The organism is Aquimarina spongiae (genome assembly GCF_900141785.1).
Taxonomy (GTDB): domain Bacteria; phylum Bacteroidota; class Bacteroidia; order Flavobacteriales; family Flavobacteriaceae; genus Aquimarina; species Aquimarina spongiae.
In genome coordinates this window covers 463,244-479,902 of sequence record NZ_FQYP01000001.1, presented here as the reverse complement: position 1 = coordinate 479,902, position 16,659 = coordinate 463,244, and the positions used below count along the sequence as shown (strand labels likewise).

The window sequence follows — 16,659 nt, the reverse complement described above, 5'->3', positions numbered from 1 at the left end:
TTTATGCTCTTGAAAGAATGAAATTTTCTAATTGAGTAAGGCTAATTTTATTCTCATAAATCGCCTTACCGATGATAGTTCCCTCGCTTCCTAGTTCAGCTAGTCTAGGGAGTTCTTCAAAATCAGAAATACCACCAGAAGCAATCAATTTCACTCCTTCGGTTTCACTTAAGATTTTTTCATAAAGATCAAAAGAAGGCCCTTGCAACATTCCATCTTTACTAATATCCGTACAAATCACATAAGTAATTCCTTTTTCTCGATACTCTTTGATGAAAGGAATCAACTCCTTGTTGCTTTCTTCCAGCCATCCACTCACAGCTATTTTCTCATTTTGAGCATCGGCACCCAGAATAATGCGGTCTTCTCCGAAACGCTGTAACCAAGAGGTAAAAGTATCTGGATCTTTTACCGCAATACTCCCTCCTGTGATTTGATTCGCACCACTTTCGAAGGCTATTCTAAGATCTTCGTCTGTTTTTAATCCTCCTCCAAAATCAATTTTCAGATTGGTTTTGGTTGCGATTTGTTCTAAGACTTTGTGGTTTACAATATGTTTTGATTTGGCTCCATCCAAATCTACTAAGTGCAAATATTGTATTCCGTGGTCTTCGAACATTTTTGCAACTTCAAGTGGATTTTCGTTATATATCTTTTTGGTTGCGTAATCGCCTTTTGAAAGACGAACACATTTGCCCTCGATAATATCTATAGCTGGTATAATTCTCATAATTCTAAGAAGTTCTTTAATATTTGTTCACCAACATCACTACTCTTTTCTGGGTGAAATTGGGTTCCATAAAAGTTATTTTTCTGTAATGCAGTGCTGTAAGCTATTCCATAAGTGGATTGTGCTACCGTCTCTTCAGTAATAGGTGCATAATAGCTATGCACCAAATAGATGTATTCCTTTTCAGTAACATCTTTGAACAATGGTGATTTCAATTCTTCTATTTGATTCCAGCCAATTTGAGGCACTTTCACCCCGTGGTTAAATCGTAACACATTGGTATCAAAAATTGCTAGCCCCCTGGTGTCTCCTTCTTCGGTATAGTTGCACATTAACTGCATCCCCAAACAAATACCTAATACGGGTTGTTTCAATTTTGGAACCAAAGTATCTAACCCAGATTCTTTAAGCTTTTGCATAGCACTACTTGCTTCTCCTACCCCAGGAAAAATTACCTTATCGGCTTGTTGTATCTCTTCGGGATCATTGCTTAAAACTGCTTCATATCCCAATCGTTGAATTGCAAACTTTATAGATTGAATATTTCCAGCCCCGTAGTTTATAATTACTATTTTCATGTGTTTATCAAAAAGATTATACAGCTTGTTTTGTTTTACAACATTCCTTTTGTGCTTGGCAAAATCATTTTTTCCGGATCTCTTTTTACCGCCACTTTAATGGCTTTGGCAAAAGCTTTAAAAATAGCTTCAATCTTATGGTGTTCGTTCACCCCTTCGGCTTTGATATTTAAATTTGCTTTTGCACCGTCTGTAAAAGACTTAAAGAAATGGAAAAACATCTCTGTTGGCATTTTACCGATCATTTCTCTTTTGAAATCTGCCTCCCAAACTAACCAGTTCCGTCCTCCAAAATCAATAGCAACCTGTGCCAGGCAATCATCCATTGGCAAACAGAACCCATAACGTTCGATACCTAATTTATCCGCTAGCGCTTTTGAGAAAACCTCTCCCAATGCAATAGCAGTATCTTCAATAGTATGATGCTCATCAACTTCCAGGTCTCCTTTGACTTTGATGACCAAATCCATTTGCCCATGGCGAGCAATCTGATCTAACATGTGATCAAAAAATTCTAATCCAGTAGAGATATCACTCTTTCCAGTACCATCCAAATTCAACTGAATAAAAATATCCGTCTCATTGGTTTTTCTAGCAATTTCTGCGACGCGATCCTCTAATTTTAGAAACTCGTAAATACGTTGCCAATCATTACTTTCTAAAGCAATATACTCGTCAAGCTCTTTTGTATTGATGGTTATTTCTCCAGTTCCCAAGTTGGTATTATCGTTTATAAATATCCCTTTGGCGCCTAGATTTTTGGCTAATTCCATATCGGTAAGGCGATCTCCTATCACGAAGGAATTTTCCAGATCATAATCATCCGAAAAATATTCCGTAAGTAACCCAGTACCTGGTTTTCTGGTATTGGCATTCTCATGCGGGAATGTTCTATCCAAAAACACTTTATTGAATACTACTCCTTCGTTTTCAAAAGACTTCAAAATAAAATTATGTACTGGCCAGAAGGTATCTTCTGGAAACACATCTGTCCCCAAACCATCTTGATTGGTAATCATTACTAGCTCATAATCCAGTTCTTTAGCAATTTTCCCCAAATAAGTAAATGCCTTTGGGTAAAAGATCATCTTTTCGAATGCATCTATTTGCTCGTCTACTGTTTCTTTTATGATTGTTCCGTCTCTATCTATAAATAATACTTTCTTTTTCATGTCTAGATATAATGTAAAGCTTAAATCTGAAATGTTACTTTACAAGTTTTGCAAGGTTTTAATTAATTTTTTATTTTCTGTTTCAGTCCCTACTGTAAACCGCAGGGTATTTTCGCATAAAGGTTGTGTGCTTCTATTTCTAACTACGATACCTTTTGCTAATAATTGCGCATATCGCTTGTCAGCATCATCAACTTTTGCTAAAACAAAATTAGCATCGGTATCATATATAGTCTCTACAAAAGCTACAGCTGACAGAGCCCTAACCAGGCTTTCTCTTCCTTCTAGGATATTGCTGATCTCTGTTTTTACTTTTTTCTGATCCAATACACGATCCAAAGCCCTTTGCTGTGTCAATTCATTGACATTATAAGGCGGTTTTATTTTGTTTAAAATTTGGACAATCTCTTCAGAGGCATAGCAAATCCCTAAACGTATCCCAGCAAGACCATAAGCCTTAGATAAAGTTTGTGTAACTATCAAATTGGGATACTTTGTAAGATTTGACACCCAGCTTTCCTTTTTAGAAAAATCAATATAAGCTTCGTCAACTACTACCAAACCATTGAATGATTCTAGAATAGTTTCTATTTTTTTAGGATCAAAAGAGTTTCCTGTAGGATTATTGGGTGAACACAAAAAGATGATCTTCGAATTTTCATCTACAGCACCAAAAATTCCGGGTAGATCAGGCTGAAAATCCTCTGTTAACAACACTCTTTTTTCCTCTATATCATTGGTATTAGCTAATACTTTGTACATCCCATATGTCGGTGGTAATGTGATGATATTATCTTTTTTTGGCTCACAAAATGCCCTAAAAATAAGATCCAGCACTTCATCACTGCCATTACCTAACAACATATGATTACTCGACACTCCTTTTTGAGTTGCCAAAGCATCTTTAAGACTGCGCTGCTGAGGATCCGGATAACGATTCACTCCATTTTCGTAAGGATTTTCGTTGGCATCCAAAAAAATCATATCTGACCCATCACTAACATATTCATCTCTTGCTGATGAGTAAGGCAGTAAGCCTTTTACATTATCTCTTACAATTCTGTTTATATCAAATTCTATTTTTTTCATTGTCGTATTTTACGATAACTTATTATAAATTAATGCTCCTAAAAACCCTAGTATAACAGCTACAAAACCAATCACGATTAAAAACCCAATACTCAATAAAATGAATTTTAAAAATTTAAACAGGATTCCTTTAATGGATAGTTCTGCTATTTTTTTATAACTAATCAAATAATATGCAATGGTGATAATCGAGCTATACATATATATAGATGGATGTATTGCGACAGAAGCCAAGAAAAACAAAGTTCCTATCAACAACCCAAAGGCCACCAGGTAGGCATTTGCTACCAAATGTTCTCCATAATTAAATGGTTTGCTGCCAAACACCAAAAAAGCTAAAAGAGCATATACCGGTGTAAACAAGAACACCGAAATATTAAAATAACGTAATAATAAGGTATACATGTTTCTACTTGCTTCAATAGAAGAATCTCTATACTCAATATACTCTTGTTGATATTCTGCAGAGTTTTTATCCCTTCCTGGATTGATCATGGCAAATATGTCTTCATACATCGATTCATCTTGAGTTAAATCTATCCGACTAATGTACTCCTCTGAAAAAGTATTAAATACAAATGTTGAAATCGCGGCTACAATCGCTAAAAAAGCAAATGGATTAATGTATCGTTTTCTTGTACCAGCAACATAATCCAAAATCACCTGATATGGTGCTACTACAAAAATTCTTATGGTTCTTAAAAACAGATTATCCAATCCCAAAACATCATTAAAAAAATCGTTTCGCAATTGTTTCAAAGTAATCCTTTCACTAATCACCTTGGCTCCGCAATTATTACAGTACCCTAATCCTTCTTCTAATTGATGTCCACAATTTTTACAATTCATCCCAATAATTTTAATTTTCTGATAGGCTTTGTAGTCGCAAAGTGACTGCATTTTTGTGTGCTTGAAGCCCCTCTGCTTCAGCCATCAACTCAATAGCATTTCCTATGTTCTTTATTCCTTGTTTTGATATTTTTTGAAATGTCATGGATTTCATAAAGCTATCCAGGTTCACACCGCTATATTGCTTTGCATAGCCATTTGTAGGCAAGGTATGATTGGTTCCAGAAGCGTAATCCCCTGCACTCTCTGGTGTATAATTACCAATAAAAACAGATCCTGCATTAACGATCTGATCTACATAGAAATCTTCATTCGCTACACAAACAATAAAGTGTTCTGGCCCATATTCATTAATTAAGTCCAAGGCTATTTGATCATTTTCTACATAAATCAATTTAGAGTTTTCTATAGCTGCCGTTGCAATCTCTTTTCTCGGTAACTTTTCTAATTGCCCTGCCACTTCTTTTTCTACCAATTCGATCATACTTTTTGAAGTAGATACCAAAATAACCTGACTGTCCTTACCGTGCTCTGCTTGGCTCAATAAATCCGAAGCAACAAAAGCAGGATTTGCACTATCATCAGCTACCACTAATAATTCACTAGGGCCAGCAGGCATATCTATGGCCACACCAAATTTGGTTGCCAGTTGTTTGGCTACGGTAACGAACTGGTTACCCGGACCAAAAATTTTATAAACTTTAGGAATAGATCGGGTTCCAAACGTCATCCCTGCTACGGCTTGAATTCCACCTGCTTTACAGATTGTTGTTACACCACACAAATCTGCAGTAAATAATATTGCGGGGTGGATTTTACCTTCAGCATTTGGTGGAGAACACAACACAATCTCTTTGCATCCTGCCAAGTTTGCCGGAACAGCGAGCATCAAAATCGTTGAAAATAAAGGGGCTGTTCCCCCAGGAATATAAAGTCCTACTTTTTGTATTGCCCTCTTTTCCTGCCAACAAGAAACTCCATCAGTCGTATCTACTGCTACTCGCTCTGTTCTTTGTGCATTATGAAATGCTTCGATATTGGATTTTGCCAATAATATAGCCGTTTTGAGTTCCTCATCGATCAGCATCTTTGCTTCTTCCACTTCAGCAGGAGTAACCAAGATGTTTTGGATAGCCACCTTGTCAAATTTTTGAGTATACGCATTAATAACTTCATCCCCTTCAGCTTTTACTTCATCAAAAATCTGCAAGACAGTGTCTTCAATATCTGCTATAGTTTGAGTAGGTCGTTTTAATAGTTCTCCCCACTCTTTTATTTCTGGATTATATATTTTTTTCATTTGTTCTTTTACTATTAATTGGTCGAATTTATAATTGTTTTTGATAGTGATAGGCTATCAATTCATAACCTTGATCCAACCAAAACTTCTGTCCAGAAGTATTATTTACATAACAGTTTAGTTCGGAAGCTACGCATCCTTTACTTCTGGCATAATCAAATATCCAATTCATCAATAACTTTCCGATTCCTTTGCCTTGGTATTCTGGAAGAATGTAAACATTATCTGGTTCTACATGTTTCCCCACATAATACTTGGTTAAGAACCACAAACCAGAAACACCAATTAATTTATTTTGATCATAAACCCCAACACACTCATAATTAGATTGTAGCATATCGTCTAAACGAGCCTTTAAGGTTTTCAATTCCACTTTAGGATTCAACTCTTGTAGGAGTGGTAGTATACTATCTATATTGCTATTTGGTATTAAGGAAATGGTGTACATGATGATCTAAGTCTATTGTGATTATTAAAGCACCATTTTTTCTATTGGGCAAACCAATATTCCTTCAGCTCCTTCAGATTTTAGTTCGTCGAGGATATCCCAGAACTTATTCTTTTCTACTACGGTATGTATCGAACTCCATCCTTTTTCCGCCAATGGTAATACCGTTGGACTTCGCATTCCAGGTAATATTTTAACGATATTTTCTATTTTCTCATTAGGAGCATTCAACAGTACGTATTTTGAATTTCGTGCTTTTAGAACTGCTTGTATTCTGAATTGTAGTTTTTCCAAAATCTTTTTAGACTCCTCAGAAATTTTTGGAGAAACTGCTAGTACTGCCTCAGAAGTTAACATTACTTCTACCTCTTTTAGATTGTTTTTGAACAAGGTACTACCACTAGACACGATATCACAGATTGCATCTGCAAGACCAATATTAGGTGCAATTTCTACAGATCCAGATATCTGGTGAAGCTCTGCAGTGATTCCCTTTTGTGCCAGGAATTGATTTACTGTATTGGGGTAAGAAGTTGCAATTTTTTTACCATCCAAATCCTGAATAGAATTGTATTCAAATTCTTTGGGTACCGCCAGAGAAACTTTACATTTAGAAAAATTTAAACGTTCAGCTATAGAAATATCCTGTCCTTTTTCTATCAGCACATTTTCTCCTATAATAGCAATATCCACTACTCCATCTCTTAAATATTGAGGGATATCTCCGTTTCGAAGAAACATTACCTCCATAGGAAAATTGCGAGTCTGTGCTTTTAATTGATCTTTCCCATTATCAATTGAAATACCGCAATCTTTTAGAATTTTTACAGAGTCTTCATTAAGCCGACCGCTTTTCTGAATAGCAATTTTAATTTTTGACATTTTAATTTTTTGTTGTTGTGTTAGATCAAACCAAACGAGTTGATAGAAAACAAAAAACCCGTTTGAATTGCTCAAACGGGTTTTTATTTATTTGTTATATACACATACCAAACCTACCACGCCTGAGCGAATATGTTTGAATGGTGATGATGTATAAATATGTTTCTCATTGTTTTCTAATACTTCGCGAATTTATAAAAAAATATGTTTTCAAAATGCATTTCAACTTAATTTTTTGTTATTAATCTTTTTATCAGCATAAATCTTCAATAATTATTTGGCGTAATAGGTTGATTATAAACATTTTTATAACTTTAAAAGACAATACTAATCAACAACTTATGAAAAAAATCATTTCATTTCTTATCTTTTTGCTATTCGCATGGCTGGCAATGTGGTGGTATTATTCTTGCGATTGGTGCGCTCGGGAAACCGGACAAAACCTAAAAAACGAGGAGAAAATTAGACTCGAACGCGAAGCTGCTGCAAGGAAAGCTTACGAAGATAGCATTGCCGCTATCGAACAACAGAAACTCAATTTTGTTATCAAAGATGATGACGATCAAGATGCACTAACTCTCAAAGGTCAACTTCAAATCAATAACAAAAACGGTGATGTATTTATACCAGATGCCGTTGCTGATATTGGCGATTTGGTTGCGGATTATCTCGGAAAAAATCAAAACAAAGAACTTTTGATTACTGGTTATGAAACCTCAGAGGAAAACAACACAGAAGATGAACTTGGATTGGCTCGAGCCACTTTTATGAAAGACTTATTCATAAAATCAGGGATTAATTCTGATAGAATAAGTACTTCTAGCGAGGTAAAAGATTATGAATACAATGCTGATGGTAATCATACAGGAGGTATTTCATTACTTTTTAAAACATTAACCGAAGAACGTACTGTTGAAGTAGAGAAAAGTGTAGCTAACAGAACCTTATATTCCAATTTTGGTGAGAAGACATTCAAACCTGATGCTACGTTATCTAACTACACTCTGGAATTGAAGAGCTATCTCAACAAATATCCAGATAAAAGCGTACGCGTGATTGGGCATACCGATGATGTTGGAGACGAGGAAGCTAATCTCTGGTTTGGACAACAGCGCGCCAATAATGTACGACAGTATTTAATATCTCAAGGAATCGACGCTAATAAGGTAAAGGCTACTTCAAAAGGAGAATCTAATCCTATTGTTCCTAATACCAGTGAAGAAAACAGAGCAAAAAACAGAAGAATAGAAATCATTGTAAATTAAATAACCACAACTATGTTAGAATTTTTAAACGAAGCCAATTGGTGGTGTCTGCTTTTACTACTATTCCTAGCATTTTTGTTAGGATGGCTATTATCCCGATGGGCACTAAAAAATAAATACAAAGCTGAACTCGAAGAATGTCAACGACAAAATTCGATATTGAAAAATGCCGAATATACTAAAGCCAAATCGACATTCTCGAACAAAGCTTCTTCAGAAACTGAAATTAAAGCGATTAAAACCAGAGATCAAGGTGGTATTCCTATTTCGAGTACACCAGCTCATACAGGAGAGCAACCTAAATTGAATTTTGCTAGTTTTGGTGAAGCAGATGCTTCTCAAAAGGATGATTTGAAGTTAATAAGTGGTATTGGTCCATTTATTGAGGAAAAATTAAACGGAATAGGGATTTACACGTTTGATCAAATTAGCCGATTTACCGCCGAGGATATTGAAACAGTTACACAACTTATTCAATTTTTCCCCGGTCGAATTGAGAGAGATCATTGGACCAAACAAGCAGAAAAATTAAAGCAGAAATAGTAACACTAACCATTACCTATTTCGCTGGGTCTTCATGATACATGAAGGCTTTTTTTATTCCTCATTTCAGAAGATAAATGAGTACAAATGAAAAAGCCTTGAATACAAGTATTCAAGGCTTTCCTACTATAATTAGTACACTATATGTTAGTTTTTAATAAATCGTTGAGTTTGTCCATTAATTACTATAGTATATAATCCATTTTGAAGTTGTGAAACATCAATAGCATTTTCAGCATTTCCTTCGTCAACTAGTTGCCCTAGCGTGTTAAAGATGCTGTATGCTTTAGTATTGGTGTTTGCACTTGCTATGAATAAGTTATTCTTAGCCGGGTTTGGATACAAGGTAATTGCTAATGACATATCAAAATCATTAAGATCCACAAAAGTACCGGCTACCGCTGCTGTAGTCGAACCACAAGTACCCAAGTTAATCCAACCTGTAGTTGTTCTTTCATACAACGATCCTCTAAATGTTACCTGGTCTCCGGCACTGTAAGCTCTTGAACTATCATATTCTGCAACTCCCGCACAAATATCTGCTGGTGGTGTAGATGTTCCTCCCCCAGAAGATATAGAAACATTGTCTATAGCGATATCCGCTTGCCATGTACCACCTGTAATTCTATTAAATCGTACTTGAATACTTTCTCCAACGTAGGATGCTAAGTCCACACTTGCATTTAACCAAGAGTTTCCTTTGTTACCCGTCTCACTCCAAACACTTGTCCAAGAAGAACCGTTATCGTCACTTACTTCTAACGAAATACTCCCCATATCATTAGCTCCAAACATATGATAGCTGAATGAGAACGTAGCAGCACTAAGTCCAGATAGATCAAAACAAGGGGAAGTAATTATTGCTTGTTTATTTGGGAAACCTGTTCCGTTACCAGAAGCCTCAACAAAAATATAGAAGCTTCCTTGAGTAGCAGAAGATGGTCCTGTATCTCTAGATGGAGTTCCACTTGCGTCTACAGTCCAATTTAGGTCATCTGCTGTAGATTGGCTCCATGATCCAATCGTGTTTTCGAATCCTTCGTTGTATGGGAATGAAGAAATTCCTGACACACAACCAGAACCTCCTGTTGATCCACCAGTTGTGGTAGCAGAAGCTGTATTACTGAAACCAGACTCATTACCAGCAGCATCTTTAGCTTTTACTCTGAATTGATATGCAGTATTCGCTGTTAACCCAGTGATATTAGCAGTTGTTCCAGTAACTGATCCTAAAACAGAGTTTCCTTGATAGATATCGTACCCTACAACTCCAACGTTATCCGTAGCAGCATTCCAACTTAAAGTCAAAGTAGTTTCAGCGATATTTGAAGCTGATAAACCTGTTGGAGTACTTGGGACTTGTGTATCTGCAACTGCATTAGATGTAAATGATCCAGTGAACACTCCTCTACCATAAGTAGATGCAATTATTACATTATCATTATCATTTCCATTTTTAGCCCAATAATCAAATGAAGTTACACTTGCGTCACTCATTCCATTATACGCTTGCTCCCAGTTTGGGTTAGCTTCATTAAAGTTAGTTGTTACCCAAACACCTAATTGTGTAGCTAGGATGACTTCATTTCTATCTAATGGATTTTGAAGGATATCTCTAACTGGAATATCTGGTAAGTTACCTTCCTTATTCAACCAATTTGCTCCTCCGTCATTAGAGAACCAAACACTGGTTACACCATAGTTATGGATAGATACCATGATATCATTTGCAGTAGCTCCTAATCTTACCGAAGAAACCGAACCTACAAATGGTGTAGTAATCTCTGTCCAAGAAGCTGTACCCAAACCAACATTAGTAAGTCTGAATAATTTTCCATCTGCTGCTCCTACATACCAAGTATTATTAGCAAAAGGAGAAGCAATAAATGCCGTTGGTTTTGCTGTTAAAACAGTATTGGTAATATTATCGTTACGATTACGAGCAACGTCGATAGTTTTGATCGAGAACGAACCACCTGAAGATGCATTCGATAATAAGAAATTAGCATCACTATCGTATCCCATTTGGTTTACGAAATCTCCTGTTGTTCTTTCATTAAGAATAGTAGTCGCTCCACCTTGTCTTCTTCCTCTACCATCCCATGGTAAGTTATATCTATAAATTACGTTATTTGTAAAAGTTGCAGTCATGTACTGCCCATCTTTATCTACAAACGTATAGAATCCATCTCCATCAGATAATTCTTCTGAACCATTAATTCCGGCTGAAGCATTTCTAAACGCTTGAGAACCGTTATCCTGCGCACCTGCAGTAAAAATACCAGTAACATCATTTGTTCCGTTTGGACCGATACCTGCTTTTACATACTGTGTTACATTGAAATTGCTATTTCTAGCTCCAAATACACTTGAAGTAGAACCTCGAGATAAATCAGATGCATAATATACTCCACCATCATTACCAAAAATCGCTTGGTTAGAGTTTCCTGGTCTGAAGGTCATTGCATGTTGATCAGCATGTACAAGTGATACACTAAGACTTGCTAACCCAGAATTGTTAGACCATTTTGAAATTTGACTCCAAGAGTTACCACTATTGGTAGATCTAAATAAATCAATACCTCCTACATAAACAATATCATCGTTATTAGGATCAGCCTCGATCATTAAATCATAAAATGCCTGTCCTCTGGTAAAATCGTTTGCTGGGATACCACCATCTGCATCATTAGGTAGCGCAGTTTCAGTAACCGAAGCAAATTTATTTGTTGTTCTATAAATATGTACTGGGTCTGTAGATCCTTGTGTAAGTGCATACAATTTGTTAGCATCTGTTGCAGAAACCTCAATTTCTACACGATTAGAATCTGTTAAAGGAGAGGCAGCTGCTTCGGTCCAAGTACCACCATTAGTAGAACTGAAGACTCTTCCTCCACCTCCACCTCCAATACCTGGAGTTGTGATGGTTCCCATCCATAATGTATTATCTGCTCCTACTTCAAAATCATTAGGGATCATATAATAGTTCGTTCCCTGGAAGTCAAATGCTAAGTTTGAAGACTCAATACGACTCCAGGTAGAACCTCCATCTACAGATCTATATAAACCTGCAGTTTGTAAACCTAACCAATTTGAAGGGTTACTAGCATCTCCATACACATGAGCACCAACTCCAACAAATAATTCGGTACGATTCTGTGATGTATTATTCCAAGCTACAACGTCATTTACATAAAACAACCCTGAAAGGAATAAGTTATTTGCATTAAAACTAAAAGTAGCAGCTCCGGCAGCAGGAATACTAAGTGCCTGCCAGCTATTACCACCGTCTGTAGATCGATAAACACCGTTACCTACCACATCTCCAGCAGTATATTGCTCTCCTGTACCTACATACCAGATATTGGAGTTTCTTGGATCTACAGTAATCGAAGTAACTGATAGATTTCCTGGCACATTTTGTACTCTACTCCATTGAGACGTAGACGAGGTAATATTATCATTTACCCAAAGACCTCCACTTACACCACCAGCAAATACTCGACGGTTGGATGAATCATTAGGATCAAACATGATAGCACGAGTTCTACCTCCTATATCATTAGGACCTCTTTCTATCCATGGATTGTTAGGATCATCTCCAGGAGCTCTTTTTGCAAATTTCGCTTTTAGCTGTTCTTGAAGAGAAAAAATGTTCTCTGGGTGAGTACGACCACTTTTTGGGTTCATCGTTAACTCCCACATTTGCTCAAAATACCTATTAGGAGGTAAGCCTTGAGCTTTACGTTCTTTTTTTGATAATTGTAAGGTGTTTTTGAAAGGACTGTTTGACAAATGCTCTGCATGTTGTGCTCTCAAATTTACAATGTCATCATTTTGATTTTGGGATTTTTCTGTTTTTGGGGCGGTTAGTGTATAAATAAGAAGTGTAACCACCAAGCCTAGGCCCAGTGCAATGGGGCGAAATAATTTTCTTTTCATATTAATAAGTTGAGTTTATGGCTTAAAAGTAAAAGAATTACGGTAATTAACCAAATATTAACACCTTAAACCCCATTTCTTAACATATGAATTGCGAATTTAATAAAATCCCCGAATTAAAATCAGATATATTGAAAATAACAAAATTCAGTTATCAAATTGACAACTGAATTTTGTGTACTATATATCTACTGATTTCCCAAAATTAAAGGCATTCCGTCTTTTCCGGACCCTACCACTACTACCTTTGCATTAGGTGATTTGGAAAGTTCTAAAGTAGCCTGAATTCCTTTTTCTCTTAGAATTTTATCGGTAAGTGATTCATTCAAAATTCTGTTGGCCGTTGCTTTACCTTCAGCATCAATTTTTTGTCTTTCAGCCTCTTTCCTTGCTTTTTCTAGTCTAAATTCATACTCCAATGCTTCTTGCTCTTGCTTTAACTTTCTTTCTATCGCTTCTTTTATCGTAGGAGGTAAAGTTACATCACGAACCAAAACTTCATTAAGCTGTATGAATTGATTGCCTACAATCTTTTTGGTCTCCTCAAAAATTTCTTTTTGAATAGCATCTCTCTTACTAGAATACAATTGTTCTGGAGTATATCTACCTACAACACTACGAGCAGCAGATCTAATTGTTGGTAACAGCACTCTATTTACATAATTCTCTCCCTTTTGCTGGTGTAATAGTCCCAATTTCTCATAATCAGGTTGGAACCACGCCGAGGCATCCAATTTAATCTCTAATCCATTAGATGATAATACTTGCATTTTCTCAAATACTTCTTGCTGTCTTACTTCATAAACAATCACTTTGTTCCAAGGAGCCACAAGATGAAACCCTTCTCCTAATGGCGGCTTTTCTGTTACAACACCTCCCCCAAAAGTCTTATATAATACTCCAGCCTCTCCAGAACCAATAGTCACAGTAGACTTAGAGATAAAAACGATACTTAACACAATAAGGATCAATATTGGTAATCCTATTTTTGGTAATTTTTCCATAATAATTTTGAGTTTTTAATTTTAAATAAGTCCGTTATACTTACGTGCAAACCATTCTATCCCTAGTAACAGGATGATAATGACCAAAAGATATTTCCAGTCAATTAAAGATACCACATTTTCTTTGCTTTTTTGAATAGGTTGATAACGTTGATCTTGAATTAAATCCTGAATTAATTTTTCGTTTTGCCCTATAAAGTATGACTTTCCTTTAGTATTAGTAGCTACCTGCTTCAACTTTGTTACATGTGCATTCAAAAATTGTTGTTCTACATTATATTCTAACACTGTAAAACTTCCTGATCGTGAAATATTTTCTCCAGAAACAGTTACCGTAAAATCATAATTTCCAGCTTTCAGGTTACTCAAATCTACTTCGTACAAATTATTTTTCAGTAGCATTGGAATGGTTTGAGTCTCCTCGGTATCCTTATTTTTCAAACTAATTTGTAAGCTTCCTCTATTATCAAACTCGTAGTTCTTCGTAAAGTATTCTGCTTTGATCTTAATATTTGCATTACCATAGTAGAAGGATTCTGAAATGGTATTCAATCTACTTTTTGGTTTGTTTGTTGCCAAATATTGAATCAGCTTAGAAAAGAAATCGTCGAAACTCTCAAAGTTTTTGGTATCCAGAAAATTCTGAGCTCTCCATCTCCAAAAACCTTCTCCAAGAAGTATAGCCTCTCTAATACCGTCCTCTTCTATAGTAGCTAATAAAGGTTCTTCGGTTTGGATATTCCCAATGGCACGATACAATAGCACATCGTGATTTGAAGAAATTCTAATCTCTCCAAAATTACCAATCAATGGTGGGTACCCTTCATAACCTATATCATCAAACAAAAAAGTACTATAATTAGGATTAAACCTTGGGATATAGTATTCTGTCTGCCGGGTGATCTCCTGATAGTACTTATTTTGTGTTTTGTTCAAAAATACCCAATCTGTTTTAGACCCTACAATAGTCAAATAATTCTTTCGCGCAGTACTTATTTTTTCGTAAACCCCTCTGAATCTACTATTGGGTTGATATAGAATAATTAACTGATAATCATCTATGTTTTTTACTTCAGATGTTCGCTGGATCGTAATGCTTCGTCTTTCATTACTTTCAACACTTTTTTTGATTGCTCCCAAATCAGGATGTACCATATCACTGATAAGCAATACATTAGTTTTTTGATCAATTACTTCAACCGCAAAGGCTTTGGCATTATTTACTTTGTTCTTTTCATTTTCTAAAGGAATCAATCTGGCATTGTATTGCACTACTCCAACTTGAGTGGCTGGCAAGGTAAAATTGAGAACTTTGGAGTTTTCTTCTTCTGTAAATGTAATATTTTGACTAAATACTACTGCATTTCCTAAGGATACTTGAAATCTGGAACTCACACTTTGATCTCCAGAATATGTGAGTATAGCTTCTACAGGAAATTTGTTTTTTAAATAAGCATATCGATTGACATTTAATTGTGCAATTTTAGTATCTGTTACTGTAATAGTATCTCCAACGATAACAGGATATACTTGTTGCTTATATCTAGAACTACTGTATTGATAATCTTTACCATACGTTTGGTTTCCATCTGTTACCAATATCGTTGGTGCAGTCGAACTTTTATAAATCTGACTTAAATCCTCAAGAGTTCTGGAGATATTCGTTTGTTTTTGATCAAAACTTAGCCGTAGAGAGTCTTTTAAATTATCAGAAAAAGAATAGTAATTAATATCAAAACGATCATTAATTTCCTTACTATTTTTTATACGCTCTACAAAGGAGACTACCTGTTGTTCTTGTTTGAGATAAGCTATAGACGATGAATTATCTATAGCAACAACCAATTTTGGCTTTTCCGTAAAAAAGGTTTTTTTTCTGAAAGACGGATTGATCAACAACAATAAAATTGCAAACACACTTAAAAAACGTAAAAAAGCAAAGAATACACTCTTTTTGGTTGTACTCTTTGCTTTATATAAATACTGATATAACGATACAATCAAAGAGATTATAAAGGCCGCTATGATCAATAAAATTGTTTCTGTTTGCATTGAAAGACATTACAGTTCTTATCTTACCTCACTCATTTTTAGGTAAGCATTCCTCCATCCACATTTAACACCTGCCCTGTAACATAAGCACTTAGATCACTTGCCAAGTACAGACATGTGTTAGCAATATCCTCTGGAGTACCACCTCTTTTTAAAGGAATAGCATTTCTCCACCCTTCTACTACCTTCTCATCAAGCTTTTGTGTCATTTCAGTTTCTATAAAACCAGGTGCCACCACATTACTTCTTATGTTTCTCGAACCTAACTCGAGTGCAACTGACTTAGAAAAGCCTATAATCCCGGCTTTAGAAGCTGCATAGTTTGCTTGTCCGGCATTTCCTTTTACACCAACAACCGAACTCATATTTATAATACTTCCTTTTCTTTGCTTAAGCATAGTACGTTGTACTGCTTTGGTCATATTAAAAACACTTTTCAGGTTTACTTCGATCACTTTATCAAAATCCTCTTCTCCCATTCTCATCAATAAATTATCTTTGGTAATACCAGCGTTATTGACAAGAACATCAATACTTCCAAAAGTTTCTAACACATCCTTTACCAACTCTTGCGCTTGCTCAAAATCAGCAGCATTACTTTGATATCCTTTTGCCTTAACTCCTAAGTCGTTTAGTTCTTTTTCTAATATTTTGGCCGCTTCTACAGAAGAACTGTAGGTGAAAGCCACGTTTGCTCCATTTTGAGCAAAAACTTCAGCTATTCCTTTTCCTATACCACGAGTAGCCCCAGTAATAATTGCTGTTTTACCTTGTAAGAGATTCATTAGCGCTATAAAATTTTGTT

14 protein-coding genes are annotated in these 16,659 nt (G+C 35.7%); 2 read left to right on the top strand and 12 right to left on the bottom strand.

Features of this window, described 5'->3' with window-relative positions; genetic code table 11:
• Position 1: 1 nt before the first annotated feature.
• Genes hisA through hisG form a run of 8 tightly spaced genes read right to left on the bottom strand, consistent with a single transcriptional unit; the run spans position 2 to position 7,048 of the window.
• Positions 2-730, bottom strand: a complete 729-nt coding sequence (gene hisA, locus BUE24_RS02080) for a 1-(5-phosphoribosyl)-5-[(5-phosphoribosylamino)methylideneamino]imidazole-4-carboxamide isomerase (RefSeq protein WP_073313227.1) — start codon at positions 728-730, stop codon at positions 2-4.
• Positions 727-1,308, bottom strand: coding sequence for an imidazole glycerol phosphate synthase subunit HisH (gene hisH / locus BUE24_RS02075; RefSeq protein WP_073313224.1), 582 nt, complete (start codon positions 1,306-1,308; stop codon positions 727-729). Before hisH ends, hisA begins: the two co-directional genes overlap by 4 nt.
• 35 nt (positions 1,309-1,343) lie before the next feature.
• Positions 1,344-2,480 carry a bifunctional histidinol-phosphatase/imidazoleglycerol-phosphate dehydratase HisB gene (hisB, locus tag BUE24_RS02070; protein WP_073313222.1) on the bottom strand — a complete coding sequence of 379 codons (1,137 nt, stop codon included), beginning with the start codon at positions 2,478-2,480 and terminating at the stop codon, positions 1,344-1,346.
• A 39-nt stretch (positions 2,481-2,519) separates the two neighbouring features.
• On the bottom strand, positions 2,520-3,569 hold the full coding sequence (gene hisC, locus BUE24_RS02065) for a histidinol-phosphate transaminase (RefSeq protein WP_073313220.1): 1,050 nt from the start codon (positions 3,567-3,569) through the stop codon (positions 2,520-2,522).
• Between the two features lie 9 nt (positions 3,570-3,578).
• Positions 3,579-4,418 carry a DUF3667 domain-containing protein gene (locus BUE24_RS02060; protein ID WP_170864528.1) on the bottom strand — a complete coding sequence of 280 codons (840 nt, stop codon included), beginning with the start codon at positions 4,416-4,418 and terminating at the stop codon, positions 3,579-3,581.
• A gap of 10 nt (positions 4,419-4,428) precedes the next feature.
• The gene (hisD, locus tag BUE24_RS02055; protein WP_073313215.1) at positions 4,429-5,718 is read right to left on the bottom strand and encodes a histidinol dehydrogenase; all 1,290 of its coding nucleotides are present in this window, start codon (positions 5,716-5,718) and stop codon (positions 4,429-4,431) included.
• 28 nt (positions 5,719-5,746) lie between these two features.
• Positions 5,747-6,166, bottom strand: coding sequence for a GNAT family N-acetyltransferase (locus BUE24_RS02050; protein WP_073313212.1), 420 nt, complete (start codon positions 6,164-6,166; stop codon positions 5,747-5,749).
• Positions 6,167-6,190: 24 nt separating this feature from the next.
• Positions 6,191-7,048: an ATP phosphoribosyltransferase gene (hisG, locus tag BUE24_RS02045; RefSeq protein WP_073313209.1), complete on the bottom strand. Its 858-nt coding sequence runs from the start codon at positions 7,046-7,048 to the stop codon at positions 6,191-6,193.
• 341 nt (positions 7,049-7,389) lie between these two features.
• On the opposite strand from hisG, the gene BUE24_RS02040 reads away from it, so the two are divergent.
• Together BUE24_RS02040 and BUE24_RS02035 are read left to right on the top strand one after the other, a co-directional pair.
• Positions 7,390-8,313, top strand: a complete 924-nt coding sequence (locus tag BUE24_RS02040; protein ID WP_073313206.1) for an OmpA family protein — start codon at positions 7,390-7,392, stop codon at positions 8,311-8,313.
• Positions 8,314-8,325: 12 nt separating this feature from the next.
• Positions 8,326-8,856 carry a hypothetical protein gene (locus BUE24_RS02035; RefSeq protein WP_073313202.1) on the top strand — a complete coding sequence of 177 codons (531 nt, stop codon included), beginning with the start codon at positions 8,326-8,328 and terminating at the stop codon, positions 8,854-8,856.
• A gap of 147 nt (positions 8,857-9,003) precedes the next feature.
• Here BUE24_RS02035 and BUE24_RS23565 read toward each other — a convergent pair whose 3' ends face one another.
• The 4 genes from BUE24_RS23565 to fabG form a co-directional block, all read right to left on the bottom strand.
• Complete coding sequence (locus BUE24_RS23565) at positions 9,004-12,798, bottom strand: T9SS type A sorting domain-containing protein (protein WP_084549356.1); 3,795 nt, start codon at positions 12,796-12,798, stop codon at positions 9,004-9,006.
• Positions 12,799-12,986: 188 nt separating this feature from the next.
• The gene (locus BUE24_RS02015; protein ID WP_073313199.1) at positions 12,987-13,802 is read right to left on the bottom strand and encodes a prohibitin family protein; all 816 of its coding nucleotides are present in this window, start codon (positions 13,800-13,802) and stop codon (positions 12,987-12,989) included.
• A 21-nt stretch (positions 13,803-13,823) separates the two neighbouring features.
• Complete coding sequence (locus BUE24_RS02010; protein WP_073313196.1) at positions 13,824-15,854, bottom strand: vWA domain-containing protein; 2,031 nt, start codon at positions 15,852-15,854, stop codon at positions 13,824-13,826.
• 38 nt (positions 15,855-15,892) lie between these two features.
• Positions 15,893-16,639, bottom strand: a complete 747-nt coding sequence (gene fabG, locus BUE24_RS02005; RefSeq protein WP_073313194.1) for a 3-oxoacyl-[acyl-carrier-protein] reductase — start codon at positions 16,637-16,639, stop codon at positions 15,893-15,895.
• Between the last annotated feature and the right edge of the window lie 20 nt (positions 16,640-16,659).

Excerpts from the sequence above, each read along its gene's own strand:
- BUE24_RS02010 (WP_073313196.1), bottom strand. The coding sequence starts at position 15,854 with ATGCAAACAGAAACAATTTTATTGATCATAGCGGCCTTTATAATCTCT.
- fabG (WP_073313194.1), bottom strand. The coding sequence starts at position 16,639 with ATGAATCTCTTACAAGGTAAAACAGCAATTATTACTGGGGCTACTCGT.
- BUE24_RS02050 (WP_073313212.1), bottom strand. The coding sequence starts at position 6,166 with ATGTACACCATTTCCTTAATACCAAATAGCAATATAGATAGTATACTA.
- hisA (WP_073313227.1), bottom strand. The coding sequence starts at position 730 with ATGAGAATTATACCAGCTATAGATATTATCGAGGGCAAATGTGTTCGT.
- hisH (WP_073313224.1), bottom strand. The coding sequence starts at position 1,308 with ATGAAAATAGTAATTATAAACTACGGGGCTGGAAATATTCAATCTATA.
- BUE24_RS02035 (WP_073313202.1), top strand. The coding sequence starts at position 8,326 with ATGTTAGAATTTTTAAACGAAGCCAATTGGTGGTGTCTGCTTTTACTA.
- BUE24_RS23565 (WP_084549356.1), bottom strand. The coding sequence starts at position 12,798 with ATGAAAAGAAAATTATTTCGCCCCATTGCACTGGGCCTAGGCTTGGTG.
- hisG (WP_073313209.1), bottom strand. The coding sequence starts at position 7,048 with ATGTCAAAAATTAAAATTGCTATTCAGAAAAGCGGTCGGCTTAATGAA.
- hisB (WP_073313222.1), bottom strand. The coding sequence starts at position 2,480 with ATGAAAAAGAAAGTATTATTTATAGATAGAGACGGAACAATCATAAAA.
- hisC (WP_073313220.1), bottom strand. The coding sequence starts at position 3,569 with ATGAAAAAAATAGAATTTGATATAAACAGAATTGTAAGAGATAATGTA.
- BUE24_RS02015 (WP_073313199.1), bottom strand. The coding sequence starts at position 13,802 with ATGGAAAAATTACCAAAAATAGGATTACCAATATTGATCCTTATTGTG.
- hisD (WP_073313215.1), bottom strand. The coding sequence starts at position 5,718 with ATGAAAAAAATATATAATCCAGAAATAAAAGAGTGGGGAGAACTATTA.
- BUE24_RS02060 (WP_170864528.1), bottom strand. The coding sequence starts at position 4,418 with ATGAATTGTAAAAATTGTGGACATCAATTAGAAGAAGGATTAGGGTAC.
- BUE24_RS02040 (WP_073313206.1), top strand. The coding sequence starts at position 7,390 with ATGAAAAAAATCATTTCATTTCTTATCTTTTTGCTATTCGCATGGCTG.